This is a genomic window from Pseudomonas sp. PDM20 (genome assembly GCF_014852575.3).
Lineage (GTDB): Bacteria > Pseudomonadota > Gammaproteobacteria > Pseudomonadales > Pseudomonadaceae > Pseudomonas.
In genome coordinates, this window is sequence record NZ_CM181224.1 from 1,590,829 (window position 1) to 1,612,527 (window position 21,699).

Below are 21,699 nucleotides of genomic sequence, written 5' to 3' on the forward strand. Positions count from 1 at the left end.
CACCCTCCGCAGCAATGGCTGCGGGATCGCTCTCACTTGCAGAATGCAGCCAGGTCCTTGCTCATCTGGTCGAGGATCGCCGAAGGCTTACCATCCCCCCATCCCAACTGGACGCCCATCCTGTCGAGGCACGCGATGGCTGCCAAGGCGGAGGATTTCAGCGCAGGCTCAAGGCTGCCGGTGATCTTCACCTGCCCGAACGCTGTGGCGATGACGACTTGGCAGCTCTGGTAGAGGTCCGGCTCAAGCGCCTTGTTTTCGGGTTTGAGGGCTTCCTCGATATCGATTGAAGTGGGCTCGAGGAAGGTCATTTCCCATTGGTTTTCGATAAGCCAGCGGGGGAAATCCACGATGTTGAGGTACTTCTGCGTACGCACGCAGTTGGCGAGCTCGCCGAGGGCATCGCTGCCCTCATCACTGCCGAAGGGCGCGTCTTCATCACAGCAGTCGTAGTAGACGTCATCGGCAAAGTGGGCGACGAAGCGCGGGTGCGAGGTCAGGCGATGCAGCCCGACTTCCTCGTCGTCGAAGTAGCGGTGGCTGTCATAGTCGAAGGGGAAGTCGACATAACCCTTCGTCATCTTGCCCTGGGTGAGCTTCCGGGCCTGCGCCTCGCAGTCTTCCGGGGATGCAAATGCCTTGATCTGGTTGCGGCCGCTGGTGCCGCTCTTGCCGTAATTGAGCAGCAATTCGGAGCCCAGCGTTTCAACTCGCCAGAACTTGTCCGCTTTTTCTTCCGTGAATTTCAGTGACGCCTTCATCCTGACCTCGGGTGGTTTGCAGGTGAGGGATTATCTGGATTCCGTGTCGGATGGTCGAGCGCGTAGGGCGCATAACGCCCCAGGCGTTATCCGCCATCTGGTCGGCGGATAAAGCGTTCCGCTTTATGCGCCCTACGAGTGCAGCCGGGGCACATTGTAGGAGAGCGCCCCGCAGCCATCGCCGCGGGGCGCTCACCATCAACTCAGGCGCAACGCCTGCGGCAACTCCGGCAGTGGTACCCAGACCTGTCCCTGCCAATCGAGCACGCTCAGTTGCTCGCGCTCCCAATGCAACTGGCGACGGCGTGGGCCTTCAGTCGGCCCGCCGCCAGCTTCCGCCCGCAGGCTGGGCACCACTGTCTGGGTGATCCACTGGCGGATGCAGCGGTTTTCCGGGTGATAGAAGTGAATCAGCGTGGCGTACAAACCGGATTCACTGACCAACTCCACTTCCTCGGTGGGTTGGTACTCACCCAGGATCGAACGGCGACATAACTGGTCCGCGTCCAGGTTGTGTTCCAGACGTTCTTCCAGGTAGGCACGCATCAGCTTCGCCAGATCGCGTACGACGAACCACGGTTGCTCCTCGATCAGCAGGGCGCGCAGGCGGCGTTTGTGGCGGTAGAAAGTGGTGGGGAGGAATGGTGTTTGGGTTGTGGAAAGGGACATGGATTGGGCGTCCTATACGTAACGCTCCATGCTAACGGGCATGTATTCCGCCGCGAGGGTGTGTTCAGCACCATGTCGGCGGAAGGTAGGAGGTTATGCTGTTTTCTTCAATAAGGATGCTTCTGGGTTTGAGGTAAGAATCAGCTGTAGGATTTTATATTGATCATCTTGCTGTCGCACATTTGTGAGATGTCTTTTCTCGATCTTCTGATGTTGGCTTAGAATTTTTTGGTGTCACAGATCGAAGTTTTCAATGGCGTAGGCTTAGCGGGATTCCTAATGGAGGATTGACGTTTTCTTTCGGGTTTCTTAGAGGTTTTGAATTGTTTAAATTTATTGATTTTTTCAAAGTGAGGTTTGGTTGGTTCAATACGTTTGTATATGGGGGATGCTAGGAATAGTACGACGGATATTACCAGCAGGAGATATCCAAAATGTAGACTGTTTGTTGCGATTAAGTTCAATAGTTCTAGGCTGCTATCCAATGTTTCGTATTTGTGTTTTGCAATCCGGCATTCGGTGTAATGTGTCTTTAGTGTCTTGCAGTCGGTTTCTTTAATCGAAATCTCGGAGATCTCCTCGATTTCGTACGCTGATTTGTGTGCATCTATGTCTCGCTCATAAAGAAATGAGCCCGCTTGGAACATGGATATGAGAGATAGTCCAAATGCAAATACTGCTGCTTTGAAGAAGGCAGTATATCCGCTCTTGCATAATGCTTCGTTTAGGGTGTTGATTATTATCTTGGTAAGTGCATTTGTTTCTTTCATTTTATGGTCTTTGGTTGGGGGTTTTAGGGAGTTGAAAGCCTTTGTTCTGAGTAAGTCAGGTTGTATTGTCCTTTTAATACGAAGTCTCTTTCGGATCGGCCTGCATAAAGGATTTCCCTTCCACCAGAATCCCCTGTTCGCGCCCACAGACTTCCACCAGGAAATCCCACACCAGTCGCAGCCGCACCGAGCGGTGCAGTTCGCGCCGGGTACACATCCAGTATTCCCGTTCGATGAATTCCTCCGGCAGCACCGGCACCAGCCGCGGGTCGTGCAGGCCCATGTACTGCGGGAGGATGGCGATGCCGATGCCGGCCTGGGCGGCCTGTTGCTGGGCGACCACGCTGGTGCTGCGGAACACTACCTGCGGGTGGCGGCAGAAGCTGTGGTGGAACAGCAGTTCCTGGCTGAACAGCAGGTCGTCGACGTAGCCGATCCACGGGTGGCGGCTGAGGTCTTCGCGGTCGCGCAGGGGCGGGGCGTTTTCCAGGTAGGCGGGGCTGGCGAACAGGCTCAGGCGGTAGCTCGTCAGGCGGCGGCTGATCACCAGGTCGGCGCTCGGGCGCTCCAGGGTGATGGCGATGTCCGCCTCGCGGTTGGTGATGCTGACGAAGCGCGGCACCGACACCAGTTCCACTTCCAGGCCGGGGTAGCGCTGCATCAGCTCGCCCAGGCGCGGGGCGAGGAACATGGTGCCCAGGCCTTCGGTGACGCCGATGCGGATCTGCCCCAGCGGCGAGATGGCCTGGCTCATTTCCTCCTGGGCGAGGAGGGCGGTGTTTTCCATGGCCTCGGCGTGCTTGAGCAGCGCCTGGCCGGCCGGGGTGAGCTGGTAGCCGCCGGTGTGCTGGGCGAACAGCTGGGTGCCCAAGTCGCGCTCGATGCTCTCGATATGCCGCGCCACCGTGGCGTGGGTGGTGCCCAGGCGCTTGGCAGTGGTCAGCAGACGCCCGCTGCGGTGCAGCTCCAGGAAGTAGCGCAGGTCATTCCAGTCGAACATCTCGGCAGTCCTTGTTGTTAGAAAACGCACAGCAGCTGACTCGAAACGACTGTTCTTTTATCACGAACGAACGACTAGGCTCGGTCCTCAGATAAAAAGAACAAGCACGACGAGGTACTTCTCCATGCCCCAGGCACTGGATGCTTATGACTACCTGATCGTCGGCGCGGGCCCTGCCGGCTGCCTGCTGGCCAATCGCCTGTCCGCCGACCCTGCCAACCGCGTGCTGCTGCTCGAAGCCGGCGGCCCGGACAACTATCCCTGGATCCACATTCCCGTCGGTTACCTCTACTGCATCGGCAACCCGCGCACCGACTGGTGCTTCGACACCGAGAAGGTGCCGGGTCTGAACGGCCGCGCCATCAAGTACCCGCGCGGGCGCACCCTGGGCGGCTGCTCCTCGATCAACGGCATGATCTACATGCGTGGCCAGGCGCTGGACTACGACGGCTGGGCTGCCGAGGGCAACGCTGGCTGGGGCTGGAATGATCTGCTGCCGCTGTTCATGAAGATGGAGGACCACTTCGGCGGGTCGAGCGAGTTGCATGGCTCGGGCGGCGAATGGCGGGTGGAGAAGCAGCGGCTGTCGTGGACCATCCTCGATGCCTTCCGCGAGGCGGCAGCGCAGTCCGGCGTGCGCCCGGTGGACGACTTCAATGGCGGCGACAACGAAGGCTGCGGCTACTTCCAGGTGAACCAGCGTTCCGGCGTGCGCTGGAACGCCTCGAAGGCCTTCCTGCGGCCCATCGCCAACCGCCCCAATCTCACTGTGCTGACCAACGTGGAGGCCCTGCGCGTGCTGCTGGAAAACGGTCGCGCCGCCGGGCTGGAAGTGAACTGGCAGGGTGCGCGGCGCGAGCTGCGGGCCCGGCGTCAAGTGATTCTCTGCGCCGGTGCGATCAACACGCCGGTGCTGCTGCAACGCTCCGGCATCGGCCCGCGCGATCTGCTGGAGAAACACGGCGTCGGCGTGCGCCATGAGCTTTCCGGCGTCGGCGGCAACCTGCAGGACCACCTGCAGCTGCGCCTGATCTACCGCATGAACGGCGCGCCCTCGCTGAACCAGATCGCCTCGACGCTGTGGGGCAAGATGGGCATGGGCCTGGAGTACCTGCTCAAGCGCAGCGGCCCGCTGTCCATGGCGCCGAGCCAGCTGGGCGCGTTCGCCAAGTCCGACCCGAACCAGCGCTCGGCCAACCTCGAATACCACGTGCAGCCATTGTCGCTGGAGCGCTTCGGCGAGCCGCTGCACAGCTTCCCGGCGTTCACCGCTTCGGTGTGTGACCTGCGTCCGCTGAGTCGTGGCTCGGTGACGCTGCGCTCGCTGGACCCGCGCGACAAGCCGGTGATCCAGCCCAACTACCTGAGCCACCCGCAGGACCTGCGCGTGGCCGCCGACGCCATCCGCCTGACCCGTCGCATCGCCGCCGCGCCCGCGCTGGCGCGCTACCAGCCGGTGGAGTTCAAGCCCGGCCCGGACTACCAGACCGAGGAAGACCTGCACCGCGCCGCCGCCGAGATCGGCACCACCATCTTCCACCCGGCCGGCACCTGCCGCATGGGCCAGGGCGAGGGCGCGGTGGTGGACAGCCAGTTGCGCGTGCACGGTATTCCCGGCCTGCGTATCGCCGATGCCTCGATCATGCCCAGCCTGACCTCCGGCAACAGTTGCTCGCCGGTGCTGGTGATCGCGGAAAAGGCCGCGCAGATGATTTTGAGCGAACCCGCGCGTGGCGCGGAGGTCATCCCTTCCAGTGGGCGCACACAGGAGGAAGCTCCGGTGGCGTGACGGCGATCCCGTCTGCCCACTTTTTTATTTGGCGTGTAGCAAATCAACGGTATCGCGCGGTGTGAAAACCGTGGCAGTCGAGGCTGACAAAAACAAAAGCCCCCAGAAGGGGCGGGAGAGCCCGCAATGACCGATCCAGCAATCACGAGTGCGACACAGACCAGCTCCTATGAGCGGCCCGCGACCTCGCGTCGCGACGAGCGCAAGGTGATTTTCGCCTCGTCGCTCGGCACGGTGTTCGAGTGGTACGACTTCTTCCTCTACGGGTCGCTGGCGGCGATCATCGCCAAGCACTTCTTCGCCGGGGTCAACGACACCACCGCATTCATCTTCGCCCTGCTGGCGTTCGCCGCCGGTTTCCTCGTCCGCCCCTTCGGCGCGCTGGTGTTCGGCCGCCTGGGGGACATGATCGGGCGCAAGTACACCTTCCTCGTCACCATCCTGCTGATGGGCCTGTCGACCTTCGCGGTGGGCCTGCTGCCGGCCTACGCCACCATCGGCGTGGCCGCGCCGATCATCCTCATCGTGTTGCGCCTGCTGCAGGGCCTGGCGCTGGGCGGTGAGTACGGTGGCGCAGCGATCTATGTGGCCGAGCACGCGCCGGACCACAAGCGTGGCGCCTACACCAGTTGGATCCAGTGCACTGCCACCGCTGGCCTGCTGCTCTCGCTGGTGGTGATCTGGGGTTGCCGCCAGCTCACCGGCGCCGAGTTCGAAACCTGGGGCTGGCGCCTGCCGTTCCTGATCTCCATCGTGCTGCTGGGTATCTCCACCTGGATTCGCCTGTCGATGCACGAGTCGCCGGCGTTCCTGAAGATGAAGGCCGAGGGCAAGGTGAGCAAGTCGCCGCTCAAGGAGTCCTTCACCCACTGGGGCAACCTGAAGATCGTCCTGATCGCGCTGTTCAGCATCAACGCGGGCCAGGCGGTGACCTTCTACGCCGCGCAGTTCTACGTGATGTTCTTCCTCACCCAGGTGCTGAAGGTGGACCCGGCATTGTCCAACGGGCTGCTGATCATCTCCCTGGTGATCGGCGCGCCGCTGTTCGTGGTGATGGGCTGGCTGTCGGACAAGGTCGGCCGCAAGCCGGTGCTGATTACCGGCCTGCTGCTGGCCACGGTGCTGTACTTCCCGCTGTTCCAGGCGCTGACCCATTACGCCAACCCGCAGATCGATGCGGCCACGCGCCAGGCGCCGGTCACCGTGATGGCAGACCCGGCCACCTGCACCTTCCAGTTCGACCCGGTGGGCAAGGCCAAATTCGACAGCGCCTGCGACAAGGCCAAGACCCTGCTGGTGAAGGGCGGCGTGCCCTATAGCACGGTGGCCGCGCCGGCCGGCAGCGAGCTGGTGGTGACGGTGGGCGAGAAGCGCCTCGAGGGCTTCGACGCCGCCGCGCTGGGCGCTGCGGTGAAGGATGCCGGCTACCCGACCGTGGCCGACTCTTCGCTGGTGAACCGGCCGATGGTGGTGGCGATCATCGTCGCGCTGATCTTCATCGCCACCTGCTGCTACGGCCCGCTGGCGGCGCTGATGGTCGAGCTGTTCCCGACGCGCATCCGCTACACCTCGCTGTCGCTGCCGTACCACATCGGCAACGGCTGGTTCGGCGGACTGCTGCCGACCATCTCGTTCGCGCTGGTGGTGTACACCGGCAACATCTTCTACGGCCTGTGGTACCCGGTGCTGATCACGGCGATGAGCCTGGTCTGCTCGCTGCTGTTCCTGAAGGAGACCAAGGACAACGACATCCACGCGGATTGATCCCCGGCTGAGGTGAAAGGGCCCGGCTGGTTGCCGGGCTTTTTCATGTTTGTCGCCAGCGCGGGAGTCCTGCGTGGCATCGGCTGCGGCTTCGCCTTAGGATGCCGTGCCCGGTACACCGCCGGATCACTCAAGGAGCGAATACGATCATGGCCATCAAGAACGAAAAGCTGAGTCAGTACACCTTCCTCGACGAGATGCAGCGCGACAGCTACTTCCCGCCGCATCTGGTCGCCAAGGGCCAGCAACTGCTGGTGGCGCTGTGCGAGACCATCGAGGCGCAGGCACCGGCGGACCTGGATGCGCTGTACGCGCTGACCCATGAAACCACCCTGGCCTTCAATGCACTGGGCGAGGAGTTCGAGGACCAGGGCAGCGAGATCGAGACCGCCGCTCGCGACAATATCGGCGGGGATGTCGCCTTCATCGCCGAGGCCTATGGCTTCGATGCCGATATCGAGGAACTGATCGCGCCACGCGAGTGGTAGATCGTTCGAGCTTCCGTGAAATGACGAAGGCCCGGCTTGAAGCCGGGCCTTTTCATTGGGAAGCCGGAGTCCGCCTGTAGGAGCTGGGTAGTTCGCGGGCTGGGAGGGAGGCACCTTGTAGGATGGGTGGAGCGCAGCGATACCCATGCTGTCGGAGCGCCGGAGTCGATGGGTATCGCTGCGCTCCACGCCATCCTGCGTTCGAGGTTTTTCCCGATATCGATGGGTGCGAGAAGAAAAACAAAAGGCGCCCGAAGGCGCCCTTTGTGGCAAGCAGCGGTGATCAGCGGAACGCCGGCACTACGTGCTTGATGAAGAGTTCCAGCGACTTCTTCTTCTGCTCATACGGCAGGCTGTTGTCGGCCCAGAAGCTGAACTCGTCCACGCCCAGTTCCTGGTAGTGGCGGATGCGCGCGATGATTTCTTCCGGGGTGCCGATCATGGTGTTCTTGCGGATGTTCTCCAGCTCGAACTCCGGGCGCTCCTTGAACTTCTCCTCGGGGCTGGGCGGCAGCAGGCCGTTGACCGGGGTCTGCTTGTTGCCGAACCAGGCGTCGAAGGTGCGGTAGAAGCGCGAGATAGCCTCGGCGCCGACCTTCCAGCCTTCCGGATCGTCGGCGGTGTGCACGTGGGTGTGGCGCAGCACCATCAGTTGCGGGCGCGGCACATCCGGGTTGTTGGCCAGGGCAGCCTCGAACTTGTTCTTCAGGTCGACGACTTCCTCGTCGCCCTTCATCAGCGGTGTGACCATCACGTTGCAGCCGTTGGCCACCGCGAAGTTGTGCGAGTCCGGGTCGCGGGCAGCAATCCACATCGGCGGGGTCGGCTTCTGGATCGGGCGCGGCGAGGAGGTGGAGGTGGGGAACTTCCAGATCTCGCCTTCGTGGGCGACATCGCCCTGCCACAGTGCCTTCACCACCGGGACCATCTCGCGCAGGTACTTGCCGCCGTCGCCGGCCGGCATGCCGTTGGCCATGCGGTCGAACTCGTACTGGTAGGCGCCGCGCGCCAGGCCCACTTCCATGCGGCCGTTGCTGATCACGTCGAGCAGGGCGCATTCGCCCGCCACGCGGATGGGGTGCCAGAAGGGCGCGATGATGGTGCCGGCGCCCAGGCGGATGGTTTGGGTGCGCGCGGCGAGATAGGCCAGCAGCGGCATCGGGCTCGGCGAGATGGTGTACTCCATGGAGTGGTGCTCGCCGATCCAGACGGTGGAGAAGCCACCGGCCTCGGCCATCAGCGTCAGCTCGGTGAGCTCTTCGAACAGCTGGCGGTGGCTGGGCTGGTCGTCGTAGCGCTCCATGTGCACGAACAGGGAAAACTTCATATCGCTTACCTCGAACCTTTCTTGTATCCGGCGCGGCAGCCGGCGGGAGATGCGCAGGCACGCATCGCTGCTTTTCGGCGGTCAGGCGCGGCGGCGGGATGAGTGGCCGTTTTCCGCGCTAGGGAATCCGTTGCATATTGGTATACCATAATACGGGATGTCTGCAAGGCGTTTCTGCCGCGAGCAGACCAAGGGAGTAGGGATGAACCTCAAACAAAAACTGATCCTCGCCTTTTCCGCCATCGCCAGCCTGCCGGTGATCCTCGTCGCCGTGCTGGTGATCCTCAACCTGCGCGGCGAGGCGCGGGAAAGCTTCATCGACGGCAGTAGCCGGGAGATCCGCCAGGTCGAGAACGCCATGCAGATATTCTTCGACGGCATCACCCAGAACGTCGAATACCTCGCCGGCCATCCCCAGCTGACGGCCATCGACAGCAGTCTCAAGCAGTACATCGGTGCCGACGCCGCGCAGCACCCGACCGGGGAGCTGGACAAGCGCGTGTTCGACCTCTTCACCGGCCTGGCGCAGAGCCACCCGGACTACGCCTACGTCTCCCTGGGCACCCGCGAGGGCGGCTACAGCTTCTGGCCGGGCGACGCCAAGCTGGCCAACTACGACCCGCGCACCCGCCCCTGGTACCAGGCAGCCATGGCCCAGCCGGGCAAGACCCTGCGCACCAAAGCCTACTACTGGGCCGCGGACAAGGTGGTGCTGGTAAGCAGCGTGCGCACCTTCGCCAACCAGTTCGGCCCGCAGGGCGGGGTGGTCAATATCGACGTCTCGCTCAAGCGCCTGACCGATATCGTCAAGGCTATCCGCCTGGGCGAATCCGGCTACCTGATGCTGATGGAAGGCGACGGCACCATCCTGGTCGACCCGCACAACCCGGAGAACAACTTCAAACAGCTGGGCGAGCTGGGCGGCGATTTCCAGCGCCTGGCCAGTGCGCAGAAAGGGCTGGTGGAAGTGACTATCGGCGGCGAGCCCTACCTCGCCAACGTCTGGCCGTCCGAGACCCTGGGCTGGCGCTTCGTCGGGCTGATCAAGGAAAGCGAGGTGATGAGCAAGGCGACACGCCTGACCTGGGGCATCGCCCTGGTGGCGGTGATTATCGCGCTGGTGTTCGCCGGCCTCGGCTCGCTGTTTGCCGGGCTGGTGGTGCGCCCGGTGCGCGCGGTGGCAGCAGGCCTGGAAGGCATCGCCCAGGGCGACGGTGATCTCACGGGCCGTCTTGCCGTGCGTGGCCGCGACGAGACGGCGCAACTGGCCGGCTGGTTCAACCAGTTCCTCGATGCGATCCGCCGGTTGGTGCAGAGCATCGGCACCGCCGCCGGCAGCATCCACCAGAGCTCGGGCAGCAGCCGCGAAACCTCCCAGGCGCTGGCCGATACCGCCGCGCGTCAGCGTGAGGCGGTGGACATGGTCTCCACCGCATTCAACGAGATGGTGATGACCGCCAACGAGGTCGCGCGCTCCTGCAGCCAGGCGGCGGAATCCGCCGACAGCGGCCAGCGCCAGGCCCACGATGGCCAACTGCAGATCGACGAGGCGGTGGACAGCGTGGGTCGTCTGAGCGACGAGATTGCCCACTCGGCCGACGCCATGCGCCAGTTGGAGCAGGACAGCAACGACATCCAGTCGATCCTCGGGACCATCCGCTCCATCGCCGAGCAGACCAACCTGCTGGCACTCAACGCGGCCATCGAGGCGGCGCGGGCGGGCGACCAGGGCCGGGGTTTTGCCGTGGTGGCCGACGAGGTGCGCGCGCTGGCGCGGCGCACGGCGGAATCCACCGGCGAGATCGACAACCTGCTCGGCACCCTGGCCCGCCGCACCCATGACACCGGGCGACAGATGCAGTCGAGCCTGGAGGCGTCGCAGCGCACTGTCGGTTCGATCCGCGAGGCGCGCGCGTGCTTCGGGGCGATCCGCGAATCGGTGGACGTGATCCGCGACATGAACGCCCAGATCGCCACCGCTGCCGAGGAACAGCACCAGGTGGCGGAAGAGATCAACCGGCACATCAGCCAGATCCACCGCGACGCCCAGGAAGTCGCTAGCCTGGCGGACGCCACGCGGGGCGATGCGCAGACCCTGAGCGGGCTGTCGGACGAGCTGAACCGCCTGGTGTCGCGGTTCAGGACTTGATGGGGAAAAGGGGCTCGCGAAGGCGGGCCCTTTTTCTTTGTGTGCGAGAACGGTGTTCCCCTGTAGGAGCGGGCCATGCCCGCGATCGCGCCCATGGCGCGCTCCTACAGTCCGCGCGCCGGGTCGATGGGTATAGCTGCGCTCCACGCCATCCTACGGACGTGCCTCATGGCAATCGTAGGGCGCATAACGCGCCAGCGTTATCCGCCGACGCAACGGCGGATAACCTGTTCCAGGTTATTCGCCCTACGGTCCTGATCGATGGGTATCGCTGCGCTCCACGCCATCCTACGTTTACGTCTCATGGTGGCTCCGCCGCTGGCGGAGTTGGAGCGCATCAGGACCAATCAGCGGGCCAAAGAAAAGCCCCTTCTCACTCCCGCAAGAAGGGGCCTGCGCCGGACGGCGAAAGATCAGGCGGTCAGGCGAAAGCCTGCAGCGCGCCCATCTTTCCGCGGCAGTAAATCATCGGGGTGATCTGCTGGTCCGGCACGATCAGGTTCTTCACCGCACCGACCAGGATGGCGTGGTCACCGCCTTCGTATTCGCGCCACAGTTCGCATTCGATGATGGCGGTGGCATTTTCCAGCAGGGGGTTGCCGCGTTCGCTCAGGGTCCATTCGATGCCCTGGGCCTTGTCCTTGCCCTTGCTGGCGAAGGCATAGGCCTCGCCCTTCTGGTCGGCGGAGAGCAAGTGGATGGCGAAGTGCTTGCGGCGGATCAGCACCGGGTAGGAGTCGGAGCTGTAGTTGGGGCAGAACAGCACCAGTGCCGGGTCCATCGACAGGGAGCTGAAGGCACTCGCGGTGAGGCCGACCACCTGGCCATCGTCGTCCATCGTGGTGATGACGGTGACGCCGGACGGGAAAGAGCCCATGACTTGTTTGTAGGCAGCGTGGTCGATCATTGCGAGTACCTGTCTTGTGAGCCGGCCATCGGGAGTGGTCGTTTCGTCTGATGGTATACCGTAATACTTCGAAAGCAAGCCCTTTCTTTTCCCGATGGATGGACGGTGAAAGGCCGACTGTCGGCTGGAGGCTACGGAATACGGGGCTTTCGCCGATAGGGTGAGTGTCCGCCAGACACCCCGCTGGCTACCATTCGACCAACGGTTACTCAGAAATACCTTGCCTGGTATTTGGAATACCATAATATTGCCTCCGTCACCGCAGCGCCGTTTCTGCCCGATTCAGGGCGCCGGATGACCTGACCTTACAAAGACAATAAGCAAGGCAAAAACGATGTCCGATACTCCGCTGATCGAGAACCATACCGTCGATTACGTGCCGCCGGCCGAGCGTCATGGGCGCTCCCGTGACCTGTTCACGCTGTGGTTCAGCACCAACATCGCACCGCTGCCGGTGGTCACCGGCGCGATGGCGGTGCAGGTGTTCCATCTCGACCTGCTCTGGGGGCTGATCGCCATTGTCCTGGGGCACATGTTCGGCGGCGTGTTCCTCGCCCTGGCGTCGGCGCAGGGCCCGCAGATGGGCATCCCGCAGATGGTCCAGAGCCGGGGCCAGTTCGGTCGTTACGGCGCCTTGCTGATCGTGTTCTTCACCGCGCTGATCTACGTCGGCTTCTTCATTTCCAACATCGTCCTGGCGGGCAAATCAATCCAGGGCCTGGTGCCGGCGACCCCGACGCCCGTGGCGATCATCCTCGGCGCACTCAGTGCCACCGCCATCGGCGTGATCGGCTATCGCTTCATCCACACCCTCAACCGTATCGGCACCTGGGTGATGGGCGGCGCACTGCTGCTGGGCTTCGTCATCATGCTCGGCGGCGACCTGCCGGCGAACTTCCTCTCCCGCGGCGCCTTCAACCTGTCCGGCTTCCTGGCCACCCTGTGCCTGGGCATCATCTGGCAGATCAGCTTCGCGCCCTACACCTCGGACTACTCGCGCTACCTGCCGGCCAGCGTCGGTATCGGCAAGCCGTTCCTGGCGACCTTCGCCGGCGCGGTGGCGGGCACCAGCCTGTCGTTCAGCTTCGGTGCCGTCGCCGTGCTGGCGACCCCGGAGGGCACCGACGCGATGGTCGCGGTCAAGCAGGCCACCGGTATGTTCGGCCCGGTGCTGATGCTGCTGTTCCTGCTCAACATCATCAGCCACAACGCGCTGAATCTTTACGGCGCGGTGCTCTCCATCGTCACCTCGATCCAGACCTTCGCCGGCAGCTGGACGCCCAGCGTGCGGGTGCGCGTGGTGCTGTCTTCGGTGGTGCTGGCGGGCAGTTGCCTGATGGCGCTGGGCGCCTCGGCCAACTTCATCTCGCAGTTCATCGGCCTGATCCTGGCGATGCTGATCGTGCTGGTGCCCTGGGCCTCGATCAACCTGATCGACTTCTACCTGATCAAGCGCGGCCGCTACGACATCAACTCGATCTTCCGTCGTGACGGCGGCGTGTACGGGCGCTTCAACCCGCACGCGATCATTGCCTACTTCATCGGCATCATCGTGCAGCTGCCGTTCGCCAATACCTCGCTGTTCGTCGGCCCGTACGCCAACTACATCGACGGGGTGGACCTGTCGTGGCTGGTCGGCCTGCTGGTGACCGTCCCGCTGTACTACTGCCTGGCCACCCGCGGCCAGGCCCGCGAAGTCGCCCAGCCGGTGGCGCTGGGGATCGCGGAATAAGGTTTCGACCTGGGTTTTACACTCTCTGCCCTGCCGGGTTTCGGTGGGGCTTTTTTTTTGCCTGTGCGGTATAGCGCCTGATCCGCTATCGACTGCCTGGGCGTTGGTATTTCTGCGCCGCGTCGGAGTGCGCGCTGAGCCTGTGGTTTCGCCCCCTCGGGCGACCTACTTTGGCAAACGCCCCAAAGTAGGCAAAGGTCTTGCCCCGGACATCCGGTTTTTCGCTTAGGCGAAAAATTCCCTCGTTGAAGCGCAGTTTCAGGGGCACGCGCTGACGGGCCATCCCTGGCCCGACAGCGCTCTCGCGACATCCATGTCGCTCAACCCCTGAAACTGCGCTTCAACGAGGCCTCCTGAACGGGGCAGTCGGCGCGTGTGGATACTTCTCTGGAAGCCTCATTAAAGCCAGAGCCAGAGCCAGAGCCAGAGCCAGAGCGGTACTGAGCGGGCCATGCCCGCGATCCGTCGGCAGGGCCGACGGCAATCCCGCTCGCCCATGGCCGGGGCCTTACCCCTCGAACCCCTCGACGATGACGATATCCGCCTTCGCCACGCCCTGCCGGTGCGCGCAGGCTTCCTGGTATTCCGCCGAGCGGTAGCAGGCCACCGCCTGCTCATAGGAATCGAACTCGATCACCACGCTACGCTGAGGAGTAGGGCGCCCCTCGAGGGCCTCTGAACGGCCGCCACGGGCGAGGAACTTGCCGCCGTACCTGGCGAAGGCCGCCGGGGCGCGGCGGGTGTATTCGCTGTATTGCTCCGGGTCGGTGATATCGACGTGAGCGATCCAGTAAGCCTTCATGTTCACCTCTGCTTGCTGCTGTTTCGGATAAGAAATGTATTATGGTATACCAGATTTTTTCATCCACGATCCAGCCGAGTACCGCACCATGCCGTTCGACCGCATCGAAGACATCATCGAAGACTACCGCCAGGGCAAGATGGTGCTCCTGGTCGACGACGAAGACCGTGAAAACGAGGGCGACCTGCTGCTCGCTGCCGAGCGCTGCACGCCCGAGGCGATCAACTTCATGGCCCGTGAGGCGCGCGGGCTGATCTGCCTGACGCTGACCGACGAGCACTGCGCCCGCCTGGGCCTGGAGCAGATGGTGCCGGCCAACGGCAGCGCCTATTCCACCGCCTTCACCGTGTCCATCGAGGCGGCCACCGGCGTTTCCACCGGCATCTCCGCCGCCGACCGCTCGCACACCGTGATCACCGCCGTGCAGCCGGGCGCCCGCGCCGAGGACCTGGTGCAGCCCGGCCACATCTTCCCCCTGCGCGCCCGCGAAGGCGGCGTGCTGACCCGCGCCGGCCACACCGAGGCGGGCTGTGACCTGGCGCGCCTGGCGGGGCTGACCCCGGCCTCGGTGATCGTCGAAGTCATGAACGACGATGGCAGCATGGCCCGGCGCCCGGACCTGGAAGCCTTCGCCAAGCGCCACGGCATCCGCATCGGTACCATTGCCGACCTGATCCACTACCGCCTGAGCAACGAGCACACCGTCGCTCGCATCGGCGAGAGCGAGTTGCCCACCGTGCACGTCACCTTCCGCCTGGTCACCTACGAGGACCGCATCGAAGGCGGCGTGCACATGGCCATGGTGATGGGCGACATCAAGCGCGACGAGCCAACCCTGGTGCGCGTGCACGTGATCGACCCGCTGCGCGACCTGGTCGGCGCCGAGTACACCGGGCCGAAGAACTGGACCCTCTGGGCCGCCCTGCAGAAGGTCGCCGAGGTCGGTCACGGCGTGGTCGTGGTGCTGGCCAACAACGAATCCTCCCAGGCACTACTGGCTCGCGTGCCGCAGCTCACCCAGGCGCCGCGGCAGTTCACCCGCTCGCAGTCGCGCATCTATTCCGAGGTCGGCACTGGCGCGCAGATCCTGCAGGACATCGGCGTCGGCAAGATCCGCCACCTGGGTGCGCCGCTGAAGTACGCCGGGCTCACCGGCTACGACCTGGAAGTGGTGGAGACGCTGCCTTTCGAAGGCTGATCCGTTCGTCCGCTCGCCGTGCTGGCTTTTCGCCAGGAAAATTCAGCACGGTGAGGGTGAAAAAAGATTTCCTTTTCAATCAACCACCTGCGCAACACGAGGAACGACGGGGTGTTCACCCAAGCTTCGCTGCCACGATGGCCGGTGTCGCCGGGGACTTGCGGAAAGTTTGGAATACCATAATATGACATTCCGTAGGCCTTACAATTTCTGCCAGTCAGCGTGCCACTCCATCGCAACCTGACGACGCTACGGCCACCTGCTCCAGACAGGCGTTCCACGAAGACCGCCGTGAACAATCACAACAATGAGGGCAAGCAAGATGGTGTTCAAAAAACGTGCGATCGCGGTCCTGACCGCTGCATTCCTCGGCGCAACCGGCACCGCTGCCTTCGGCGCCGACAGCCTCAGCTTCGTCAGCTGGGGTGGCACTACCCAGGATGCGCAGAAGCAGGCCTGGGCCGAACCCTTCAGCCAGTCCACCGGCATCCCCGTGGTGCAGGACGGTCCCACCGACTACGGCAAGCTCAAGGCCATGGTGGAGAGCGGCAACGTCCAGTGGGACGTGGTCGACGTCGAAGCCGACTTCGCCCTGCGCGCTGCCGCCGAAGGCCTGCTGGAACCCCTGGACTTCAACACCATCAAGCGCGACCGCATCGACCCGCGTTTCGTCTCCGACCACGGCGTCGGCTCCTTCTACTTCTCCTTCGTGCTCGGCTACAACCAGGGCAAGGTCGGCGGCAAGCAGCCGCAGGACTGGTCGGCGCTGTTCGACACCGCCACCTATCCGGGCAAGCGCGCGCTGTACAAGTGGCCGAGCCCCGGCGTGCTGGAACTGGCCCTGCTGGCCGACGGCGTGGCCAAGGACAAGCTCTACCCGCTGGACCTGGACCGCGCCTTCAAGAAACTCGACACCATCAAGAAGGACATCGTCTGGTGGGGCGGCGGCGCTCAGTCGCAGCAATTGCTGGCCTCCGGCGAGGCGACCCTCGGCCAGTTCTGGAACGGACGCATCTACGCCCTGCAGCAGGACGGCGCGCCGGTGGGCGTGAGCTGGAAGCAGAACCTGGTCATGGCCGATTTCCTCGTGGTGCCCAAGGGCGCGAAGAACAAGGACGCGGCGATGAAGTTCCTGGCCAACTCCAGCAGCGCCAAGGGCCAGGCCGACTTCGCCAATCTGACCGCCTACGCCCCGGTGAACCTGGACAGCGTCGGCCAGCTCAAGGCTGACCTCGCGCCGAATCTGCCCACCGCCTATGCGCAGGAGCAGATCACCCTCGACTACGCCTACTGGGCGAAGAACGGCCCGGCGATCGCCGCACGGTGGAACGAATGGCTGGTCAAGTGAAAATGGCTGTGATGCAGCCGGGCCAGGCCGCCGGGGGCGCCAAGCGCGCCGCCGGATCGCCGGCCCCGAAGGCAGAACCCATGCGACAGGATGAAATGCTCACCCACCGCTGGCGGGGTTTCCGCAACCTGCTGCCGGCGCTGCTGTTCCTCGGCCTGTTCTTCCTCGCCCCGCTGATCGGCCTGCTGCTGCGCGGCGTGCTGGAGCCGACTCTGGGTCTGGACAACTACGCCCAGCTGTTCGCCAACTCGGCCTATTCGCGGGTGCTGTTCAACACCTTCGCGGTCGGCGCGCTGGTCACCCTGATCAGCCTGCTGCTGGGCTTCCCGCTGGCCTGGGCGATCACCCTGGTCCCGCGCGGCTGGGGGCGCATGCTGCTGAACATCGTGCTGCTGTCGATGTGGACCAGCCTGCTGGCCCGCACCTACTCCTGGCTGGTGCTGCTGCAGGCCTCGGGGGTGATCAACAAGGCGCTGATGGCGCTGGGCATCATCGACCAGCCGCTGGAACTGGTGCACAACCTCACCGGCGTGGTGATCGGCATGAGCTACATCATGATCCCGTTCATCGTGCTGCCGCTGCAGGCGACTATGGCCGCCATCGACCCGATGGTGCTGCAGGCCGGTTCGATCTGCGGCGCCAGCCCCTGGACCAACTTCTTCCGGGTATTCATCCCGCTGTGTCGGCCGGGTCTGTTCTCCGGCGGCCTGATGGTCTTCGTCATGTCCCTGGGTTACTACGTCACCCCGGCGCTGCTGGGCGGGGCACAGAACATGATGCTGCCGGAGTTCATCGTCCAGCAGGTGCAATCCTTCCTCAACTGGGGTCTGGCCAGCGCCGCCGCCGCGCTGCTGATCGCCATCACCCTGGTGCTGTTCTACCTCTACCTGAAGCTGCAGCCGGAATCCCCGGTGGCTTCCAGTAGCGCGAGGTAAGCCATGCTGCTCTCACCCAATGCCATGAGCCGGCGCATGCGCGTCGGCCTCTACCTCACGACCGGCACCATCGCGGCTTTCCTGCTGCTGCCCATCGTGTTCATCGTCCTGCTGTCGTTCGGTTCCTCGCAGTGGCTGGTGTTCCCGCCGCCGGGCTGGACGCTGAAGTGGTACGGCCAGTTCTTCTCCAACCCCGAGTGGATGAGCGCAGCGTTCGCCAGCCTGAAGGTGGCGATCCTCACCACCCTCTGCTCGGTCGCCCTGGGCCTGCCCACCGCCTTCGCCCTGGTGCGCGGCAAGTTCCCCGGCCGCGAGCTGCTCTACGGGCTGTTCACCCTGCCGATGATCGTGCCGCTGGTGATCATCGCGGTGGCGGTGTACGCGCTGTTCCTCAAGCTCGGCTACACCGGCACGCTGTTCTCCTTCGTGGTCAGCCACGTGATAGTCGCGCTGCCGTTCACCATCATCTCGATCATCAACTCGCTGAAGCTGTTCGACCAGTCCATCGAGGACGCCGCGGTTATCTGCGGGGCGTCGCGCCTGCAGGCGGTGATGAAGGTGACCTTCCCGGCGATCCGCCCCGGCATGGTCGCCGGCGCGCTGTTCGCCTTCCTGGTCTCCTGGGATGAAGTGGTGCTGAGCGTGATGATGGCCAGCCCGACCCTGCAGACCCTGCCCGTGAAAATGTGGACCACCCTGCGCCAGGACCTGACCCCGGTGATCGCCGTCGCTTCGACGCTGCTGATCGGCCTGTCGGTGCTGGTGATGGTGATCGCCGCCGCCCTGCGCCGGCGCAACGAAATCCGCGCCTGAGCGCCGAGGTAAATGCCATGAGTGCCGTGATCCAAGAATCCCGCGAGCAGAAGACCCTGGTCAGCCTGCGCAACCTGAACAAGTTCTATGGCGACTTCACCGCCGTGGACAACATTTCCCTCGACATCCAGGACGGCGAATTCCTCACCTTCCTCGGCTCCAGCGGCTCGGGCAAGAGCACCACGCTGTCGATGCTGGCCGGCTTCGAGACGCCCAGCAGCGGCGAAATCCTGGTCGAAGGCCAGTCGCTGGTGAACGTGCCGCCGCACAAGCGTGACATCGGCATGGTGTTCCAGCGTTATTCGCTGTTCCCGCATCTCTCGGTGCGCGACAACATCGGCTTCCCGCTGGACATCCGCAAGCAGAAGGGCGCCGAGCGCGACCGTCGCGTCGACGCCATGCTCAAGCTGGTGCAGCTGGACAAGTTCGCCCACCGCCGCCCGGCGCAGCTTTCCGGCGGCCAGCAGCAACGCGTCGCCATTGCCCGCGCGCTGGTCTACGAACCGCGCATCCTGCTGATGGACGAGCCCCTCGGCGCGCTGGACAAGAAACTGCGCGAAGACCTGCAGGACGAACTGCGCCACCTGCACCGTCGCCTGGGCATCACCATCGTCTACGTCACCCATGACCAGGAAGAAGCCATGCGCCTGTCCCAGCGCATCGCCATCTTCAGCCACGGCAAGATCGTCGGCCTGGGCAGCGGCTACGACCTCTACCAGAACCCGCCGAATGCCTTCGTGGCCTCGTTCCTCGGCAACTCCAACTTCCTCCGCGCCCGTGCCCACGGCAACGCCGCGGCGGAGTTCGAAGGCCGCGCATTGGCCATCCGCCCGACCGCGAACCTGCGCGAAGGCCAGGACATCCTGCTGATGGTGCGCCCGGAAAAAGCTCAGGTGCTGAGCCCTGCTCAAGCCGCTGCCACACCGCTGGCGGCAGGCTGGAACGAAATCCCGGCGAAAGTGGCCGAGACGGTGTTCCTCGGCGAGAGCCTGACCTGCAGCGTGGTCACCGCCAGCGGTGCGATCCTGACGCTGAAGGAGCTTTCCGGCAACACCCAGCCGCTGGCCCCCGGCAGCGAAGTCCGCGTGCGCTGGGCCGCCGCCGATGCGTGCGTGTATGACCAGTGGAACGAGAGCGACCTGACCAAGGGCGCGCACTGATTCGGTTCTGACGATTCATCCCTTGAACCCCCGGTTTCCCTCGTGGAGCCGGGGGCTTTTTTTGCTTGGGTTTTTTGCGGGTGCCGATGGCGTCGGTATCGGCCGTCGGCCCTGCCGACGGATTGCGTGCGCGGCACGCTCCTACAGGTTGGAGTCGGGTGACGGGGTTCGTTGTTCGCCGCAGCGTTGGGTATCAACGAATGAAGTGCACCTTGCCGGTGTCGTCATTGCCCATGTAGATGCCGTAGACGCCGGCCTGGCGCTCCTCGATGTAGCGTTCGAGGATCTGCCGGATCGCCGGGTAGTAGATGCATTCCCAGGGGATATCTTCCGGGGCGAAGAATTTCACCTGCAGGGTCTCGGGGCCGTGCTCGCCGGTTTCCTCGATCACGCTGGCGCGGAAGATGATGTAGACCTCGCTGATCTTCGGCACGCTGAAGATGGAGTAGGGCGAGACGATGTCGGCGCGTACGCCGGTTTCTTCCCAGACTTCGCGCAGGGCTGCCTGTTCGGTGGTTTCGCCGTTTTCCATGAAACCGGCCGGCAGCGTCCAGGTGCCTGGGCGCGGCGGGATGCCGCGCTGGCAGAGCAGGTACTTGCCGTCGCGCTCGATGATGCAGCCGGCAATGACCTTGGGGTTCTCGTAGTGGATGTAACCGCAGCCCGCGCAGATCAGGCGCTCATGGGTATCCCCCGGCGGGCACTGGCGGCTGAGGCCGCCACTGCCGCAAGCGGGACAGAAGCGCGGGGCGGGCATGGCGTCAGCGGCCTATGCGCGGCTCTTTGAGCGCGATGGGGGTGGCGATGTCGCGCACGTTGCCGGCGCCGTCCTGCTTGGAGCGCAGGTAGTCCAGGGCGACCTTGGCGGCGGCGCGGACGTGGTCGACCGAGGCCTGGTGAGCCGCGACCGGGTCGCCGCTCTTGATCGCCTCGACCATGCGCTCCATTTCCTGGTTGCTGGCGGCGCGGCGGTTTTCCTGGGACACGGAGGTGGCCCGCAGGTAGCTGATGCGCGCCTGCAGCTGGCGCAGCTGGGTGGCGGCGGTGCGGTTGCCCGAGCCTTCGAGCAGCACGTCGTAGAAGCCCTGCACCGATTCGATCACCTGCTGCAGCTCGCCGTCTTCCAGCGCCTGGCGGTTCTCTTCCAGCGCGCGCTCCAGGTTGCGGATGTCGCGGGCCTTGGCGTTCAAGGTGAAGAGCTGGACGATCAGGCCTTCGAGCACGCAGCGCAGCTCGTAGATGTCGACCGCGTCTTCCAGGGTGATGATGGCGACGCGCGGACCCTTGGCATCGGCGAACTCCACCAGGCCCTCGGACTCCAGGTGGCGCAGGGCCTCGCGCACCGAAGTGCGGCTGACGCCCAGGCGATCGCACAGATCGCGCTCCACCAGGCGGTCGCCCGGCAGCAGCTGGAAGTTGAGGATGGCGCCGCGCAGCTTGTCGAGGACGATTTCGCGCAGGGTGACGGGGTTGCGATTGACCTTGAAGCTATCGTCGAGTGGCAAGCGTTTCATGGGGTCCGCTCTGTGTTCTGGCTGTCCATAGGAAGAACGATGGAGCACCTTCGGGCGCTCCATCGTCAAGTCGGGCCAGCAATCAACCACGTTCCTCGGCGTCGGCCTCGGCGAAGGCTTCGCGGGCGAGGCGGAAACTGTCCACCGCCGCGGGAACCCCGCAATAGATGCCGACCTGCAGGAGGATCTCGCGGATCTGCTCGCGGGATAACCCGTTACGCAGAGCGCCGCGCACGTGCAGCTTGAGTTCGTGGGGGCGGTTGAGTGCCGAAATCATCGCCAAGTTTATCATGCTGCGTTCCTTGAGCGATAAGCCGTCCCGGCCCCAGACGTGGCCCCAGCAGTACTCGGTGACCATCTCCTGGAGCGGGCGGGTGAAGTCGTCGGCGTTCTGGATCGACTTGTTCACGTAGGCTCCGCCCAGCACCTGGGTGCGGATCGCCAGGCCTTTCTCGTATTTCTCGTTGCTCATCTCGTACTCCTCGCTCTCCCTGTCGGAGCGGGCCGCTTTTTAGAGAAGCCTTGTGGGCGCGCTCCTACAGGGTGCAACCCAGCCTGGCGGCGGGGACGTAA

At 64.0% G+C, this 21,699-nt stretch carries 19 protein-coding genes and 1 pseudogene; 11 read left to right on the plus strand and 9 right to left on the minus strand.

The genetic code is table 11. The features are described from left to right. Nucleotides 1-32: 32 nt before the first annotated feature. From IB261_RS07595 to IB261_RS07605, 3 genes are all read right to left on the minus strand, one after another. A complete protein-coding gene (locus IB261_RS07595; RefSeq protein ID WP_192381835.1) occupies nt 33-761 on the minus strand; it encodes a WGR domain-containing protein in 729 nt (242 codons plus the stop codon). 198 nt (nt 762-959) lie between these two features. After that, nucleotides 960-1,430: a BRO-N domain-containing protein gene (locus tag IB261_RS07600; protein WP_192381837.1), complete on the minus strand. Its 471-nt coding sequence runs from the start codon at nt 1,428-1,430 to the stop codon at nt 960-962. Nucleotides 1,431-2,273: 843 nt separating this feature from the next. Then, nucleotides 2,274-3,200 (minus strand): LysR family transcriptional regulator, encoded by a 927-nt coding sequence (locus IB261_RS07605; RefSeq protein ID WP_192381839.1) that lies wholly within the window; start codon nt 3,198-3,200, stop codon nt 2,274-2,276. Nucleotides 3,201-3,324: 124 nt separating this feature from the next. On the opposite strand from IB261_RS07605, the gene IB261_RS07610 reads away from it, so the two are divergent. The 3 genes from IB261_RS07610 to IB261_RS07620 all read left to right on the plus strand — a co-directional run bounded on the left by IB261_RS07610 (nt 3,325) and on the right by IB261_RS07620 (nt 7,241). Then, nucleotides 3,325-4,989 carry a GMC family oxidoreductase gene (locus IB261_RS07610; RefSeq protein WP_192381841.1) on the plus strand — a complete coding sequence of 555 codons (1,665 nt, stop codon included), beginning with the start codon at nt 3,325-3,327 and terminating at the stop codon, nt 4,987-4,989. A 126-nt stretch (nt 4,990-5,115) separates the two neighbouring features. Then, nucleotides 5,116-6,753: an MFS transporter gene (locus IB261_RS07615; RefSeq protein WP_192289485.1), complete on the plus strand. Its 1,638-nt coding sequence runs from the start codon at nt 5,116-5,118 to the stop codon at nt 6,751-6,753. 149 nt (nt 6,754-6,902) lie between these two features. After that, nucleotides 6,903-7,241 (plus strand): DUF5713 family protein, encoded by a 339-nt coding sequence (locus IB261_RS07620; protein WP_192381843.1) that lies wholly within the window; start codon nt 6,903-6,905, stop codon nt 7,239-7,241. Nucleotides 7,242-7,524: 283 nt separating this feature from the next. Here the strand turns inward: IB261_RS07620 and IB261_RS07625 are convergent, their stop codons facing one another. Further along, complete coding sequence (locus IB261_RS07625) at nt 7,525-8,568, minus strand: LLM class flavin-dependent oxidoreductase (protein WP_081517801.1); 1,044 nt, start codon at nt 8,566-8,568, stop codon at nt 7,525-7,527. A 358-nt stretch (nt 8,569-8,926) separates the two neighbouring features. Here IB261_RS07625 and IB261_RS07630 point away from each other — a divergent pair. Together IB261_RS07630 and IB261_RS07635 are read left to right on the plus strand one after the other, a co-directional pair. After that, nucleotides 8,927-9,811 (plus strand): annotated as a pseudogene (locus IB261_RS07630) (cache domain-containing protein); the annotation flags it as partial. 207 nt (nt 9,812-10,018) lie between these two features. Further along, nucleotides 10,019-10,717: a methyl-accepting chemotaxis protein gene (locus tag IB261_RS07635; RefSeq protein WP_494515528.1), complete on the plus strand. Its 699-nt coding sequence runs from the start codon at nt 10,019-10,021 to the stop codon at nt 10,715-10,717. Between the two features lie 421 nt (nt 10,718-11,138). Here the strand turns inward: IB261_RS07635 and IB261_RS07640 are convergent, their stop codons facing one another. Continuing rightward, nucleotides 11,139-11,624 (minus strand): flavin reductase family protein, encoded by a 486-nt coding sequence (locus IB261_RS07640; RefSeq protein WP_045209928.1) that lies wholly within the window; start codon nt 11,622-11,624, stop codon nt 11,139-11,141. A 334-nt stretch (nt 11,625-11,958) separates the two neighbouring features. On the opposite strand from IB261_RS07640, the gene IB261_RS07645 reads away from it, so the two are divergent. Beyond that, nucleotides 11,959-13,356 (plus strand): purine-cytosine permease family protein, encoded by a 1,398-nt coding sequence (locus IB261_RS07645; protein ID WP_192381847.1) that lies wholly within the window; start codon nt 11,959-11,961, stop codon nt 13,354-13,356. A 508-nt stretch (nt 13,357-13,864) separates the two neighbouring features. On the opposite strand, the gene IB261_RS07650 is transcribed toward IB261_RS07645, so the two are convergent. Continuing rightward, the gene (locus tag IB261_RS07650; RefSeq protein ID WP_081517804.1) at nt 13,865-14,158 is read right to left on the minus strand and encodes a DUF1330 domain-containing protein; all 294 of its coding nucleotides are present in this window, start codon (nt 14,156-14,158) and stop codon (nt 13,865-13,867) included. An 88-nt stretch (nt 14,159-14,246) separates the two neighbouring features. Between IB261_RS07650 and ribBA the strand changes: the two genes are divergently transcribed. From ribBA to IB261_RS07675, 5 genes are all read left to right on the plus strand, one after another. Next, nucleotides 14,247-15,356: a bifunctional 3,4-dihydroxy-2-butanone-4-phosphate synthase/GTP cyclohydrolase II gene (ribBA, locus tag IB261_RS07655; RefSeq protein WP_192381848.1), complete on the plus strand. Its 1,110-nt coding sequence runs from the start codon at nt 14,247-14,249 to the stop codon at nt 15,354-15,356. 322 nt (nt 15,357-15,678) lie between these two features. Further along, complete coding sequence (locus IB261_RS07660) at nt 15,679-16,704, plus strand: polyamine ABC transporter substrate-binding protein (RefSeq protein WP_192224884.1); 1,026 nt, start codon at nt 15,679-15,681, stop codon at nt 16,702-16,704. Continuing rightward, on the plus strand, nt 16,689-17,639 hold the full coding sequence (locus tag IB261_RS07665; protein WP_192381849.1) for an ABC transporter permease: 951 nt from the start codon (nt 16,689-16,691) through the stop codon (nt 17,637-17,639). Before IB261_RS07660 ends, IB261_RS07665 begins: the two co-directional genes overlap by 16 nt. Before the next feature lie 3 nt (nt 17,640-17,642). Next, nucleotides 17,643-18,452, plus strand: a complete 810-nt coding sequence (locus IB261_RS07670; RefSeq protein ID WP_081517808.1) for an ABC transporter permease — start codon at nt 17,643-17,645, stop codon at nt 18,450-18,452. A gap of 17 nt (nt 18,453-18,469) precedes the next feature. Then, on the plus strand, nt 18,470-19,612 hold the full coding sequence (locus IB261_RS07675) for an ABC transporter ATP-binding protein (RefSeq protein ID WP_192381850.1): 1,143 nt from the start codon (nt 18,470-18,472) through the stop codon (nt 19,610-19,612). A 193-nt stretch (nt 19,613-19,805) separates the two neighbouring features. Here the strand turns inward: IB261_RS07675 and IB261_RS07680 are convergent, their stop codons facing one another. The 3 genes from IB261_RS07680 to IB261_RS07690 all read right to left on the minus strand — a co-directional run bounded on the left by IB261_RS07680 (nt 19,806) and on the right by IB261_RS07690 (nt 21,598). Continuing rightward, the gene (locus IB261_RS07680) at nt 19,806-20,369 is read right to left on the minus strand and encodes an NUDIX hydrolase (protein ID WP_081517811.1); all 564 of its coding nucleotides are present in this window, start codon (nt 20,367-20,369) and stop codon (nt 19,806-19,808) included. Nucleotides 20,370-20,373: 4 nt separating this feature from the next. After that, a complete protein-coding gene (locus IB261_RS07685) occupies nt 20,374-21,126 on the minus strand; it encodes a GntR family transcriptional regulator (protein ID WP_081517812.1) in 753 nt (250 codons plus the stop codon). An 82-nt stretch (nt 21,127-21,208) separates the two neighbouring features. Further along, nucleotides 21,209-21,598, minus strand: coding sequence for a carboxymuconolactone decarboxylase family protein (locus IB261_RS07690; RefSeq protein ID WP_192381851.1), 390 nt, complete (start codon nt 21,596-21,598; stop codon nt 21,209-21,211). Nucleotides 21,599-21,699 lie beyond the last annotated feature (101 nt).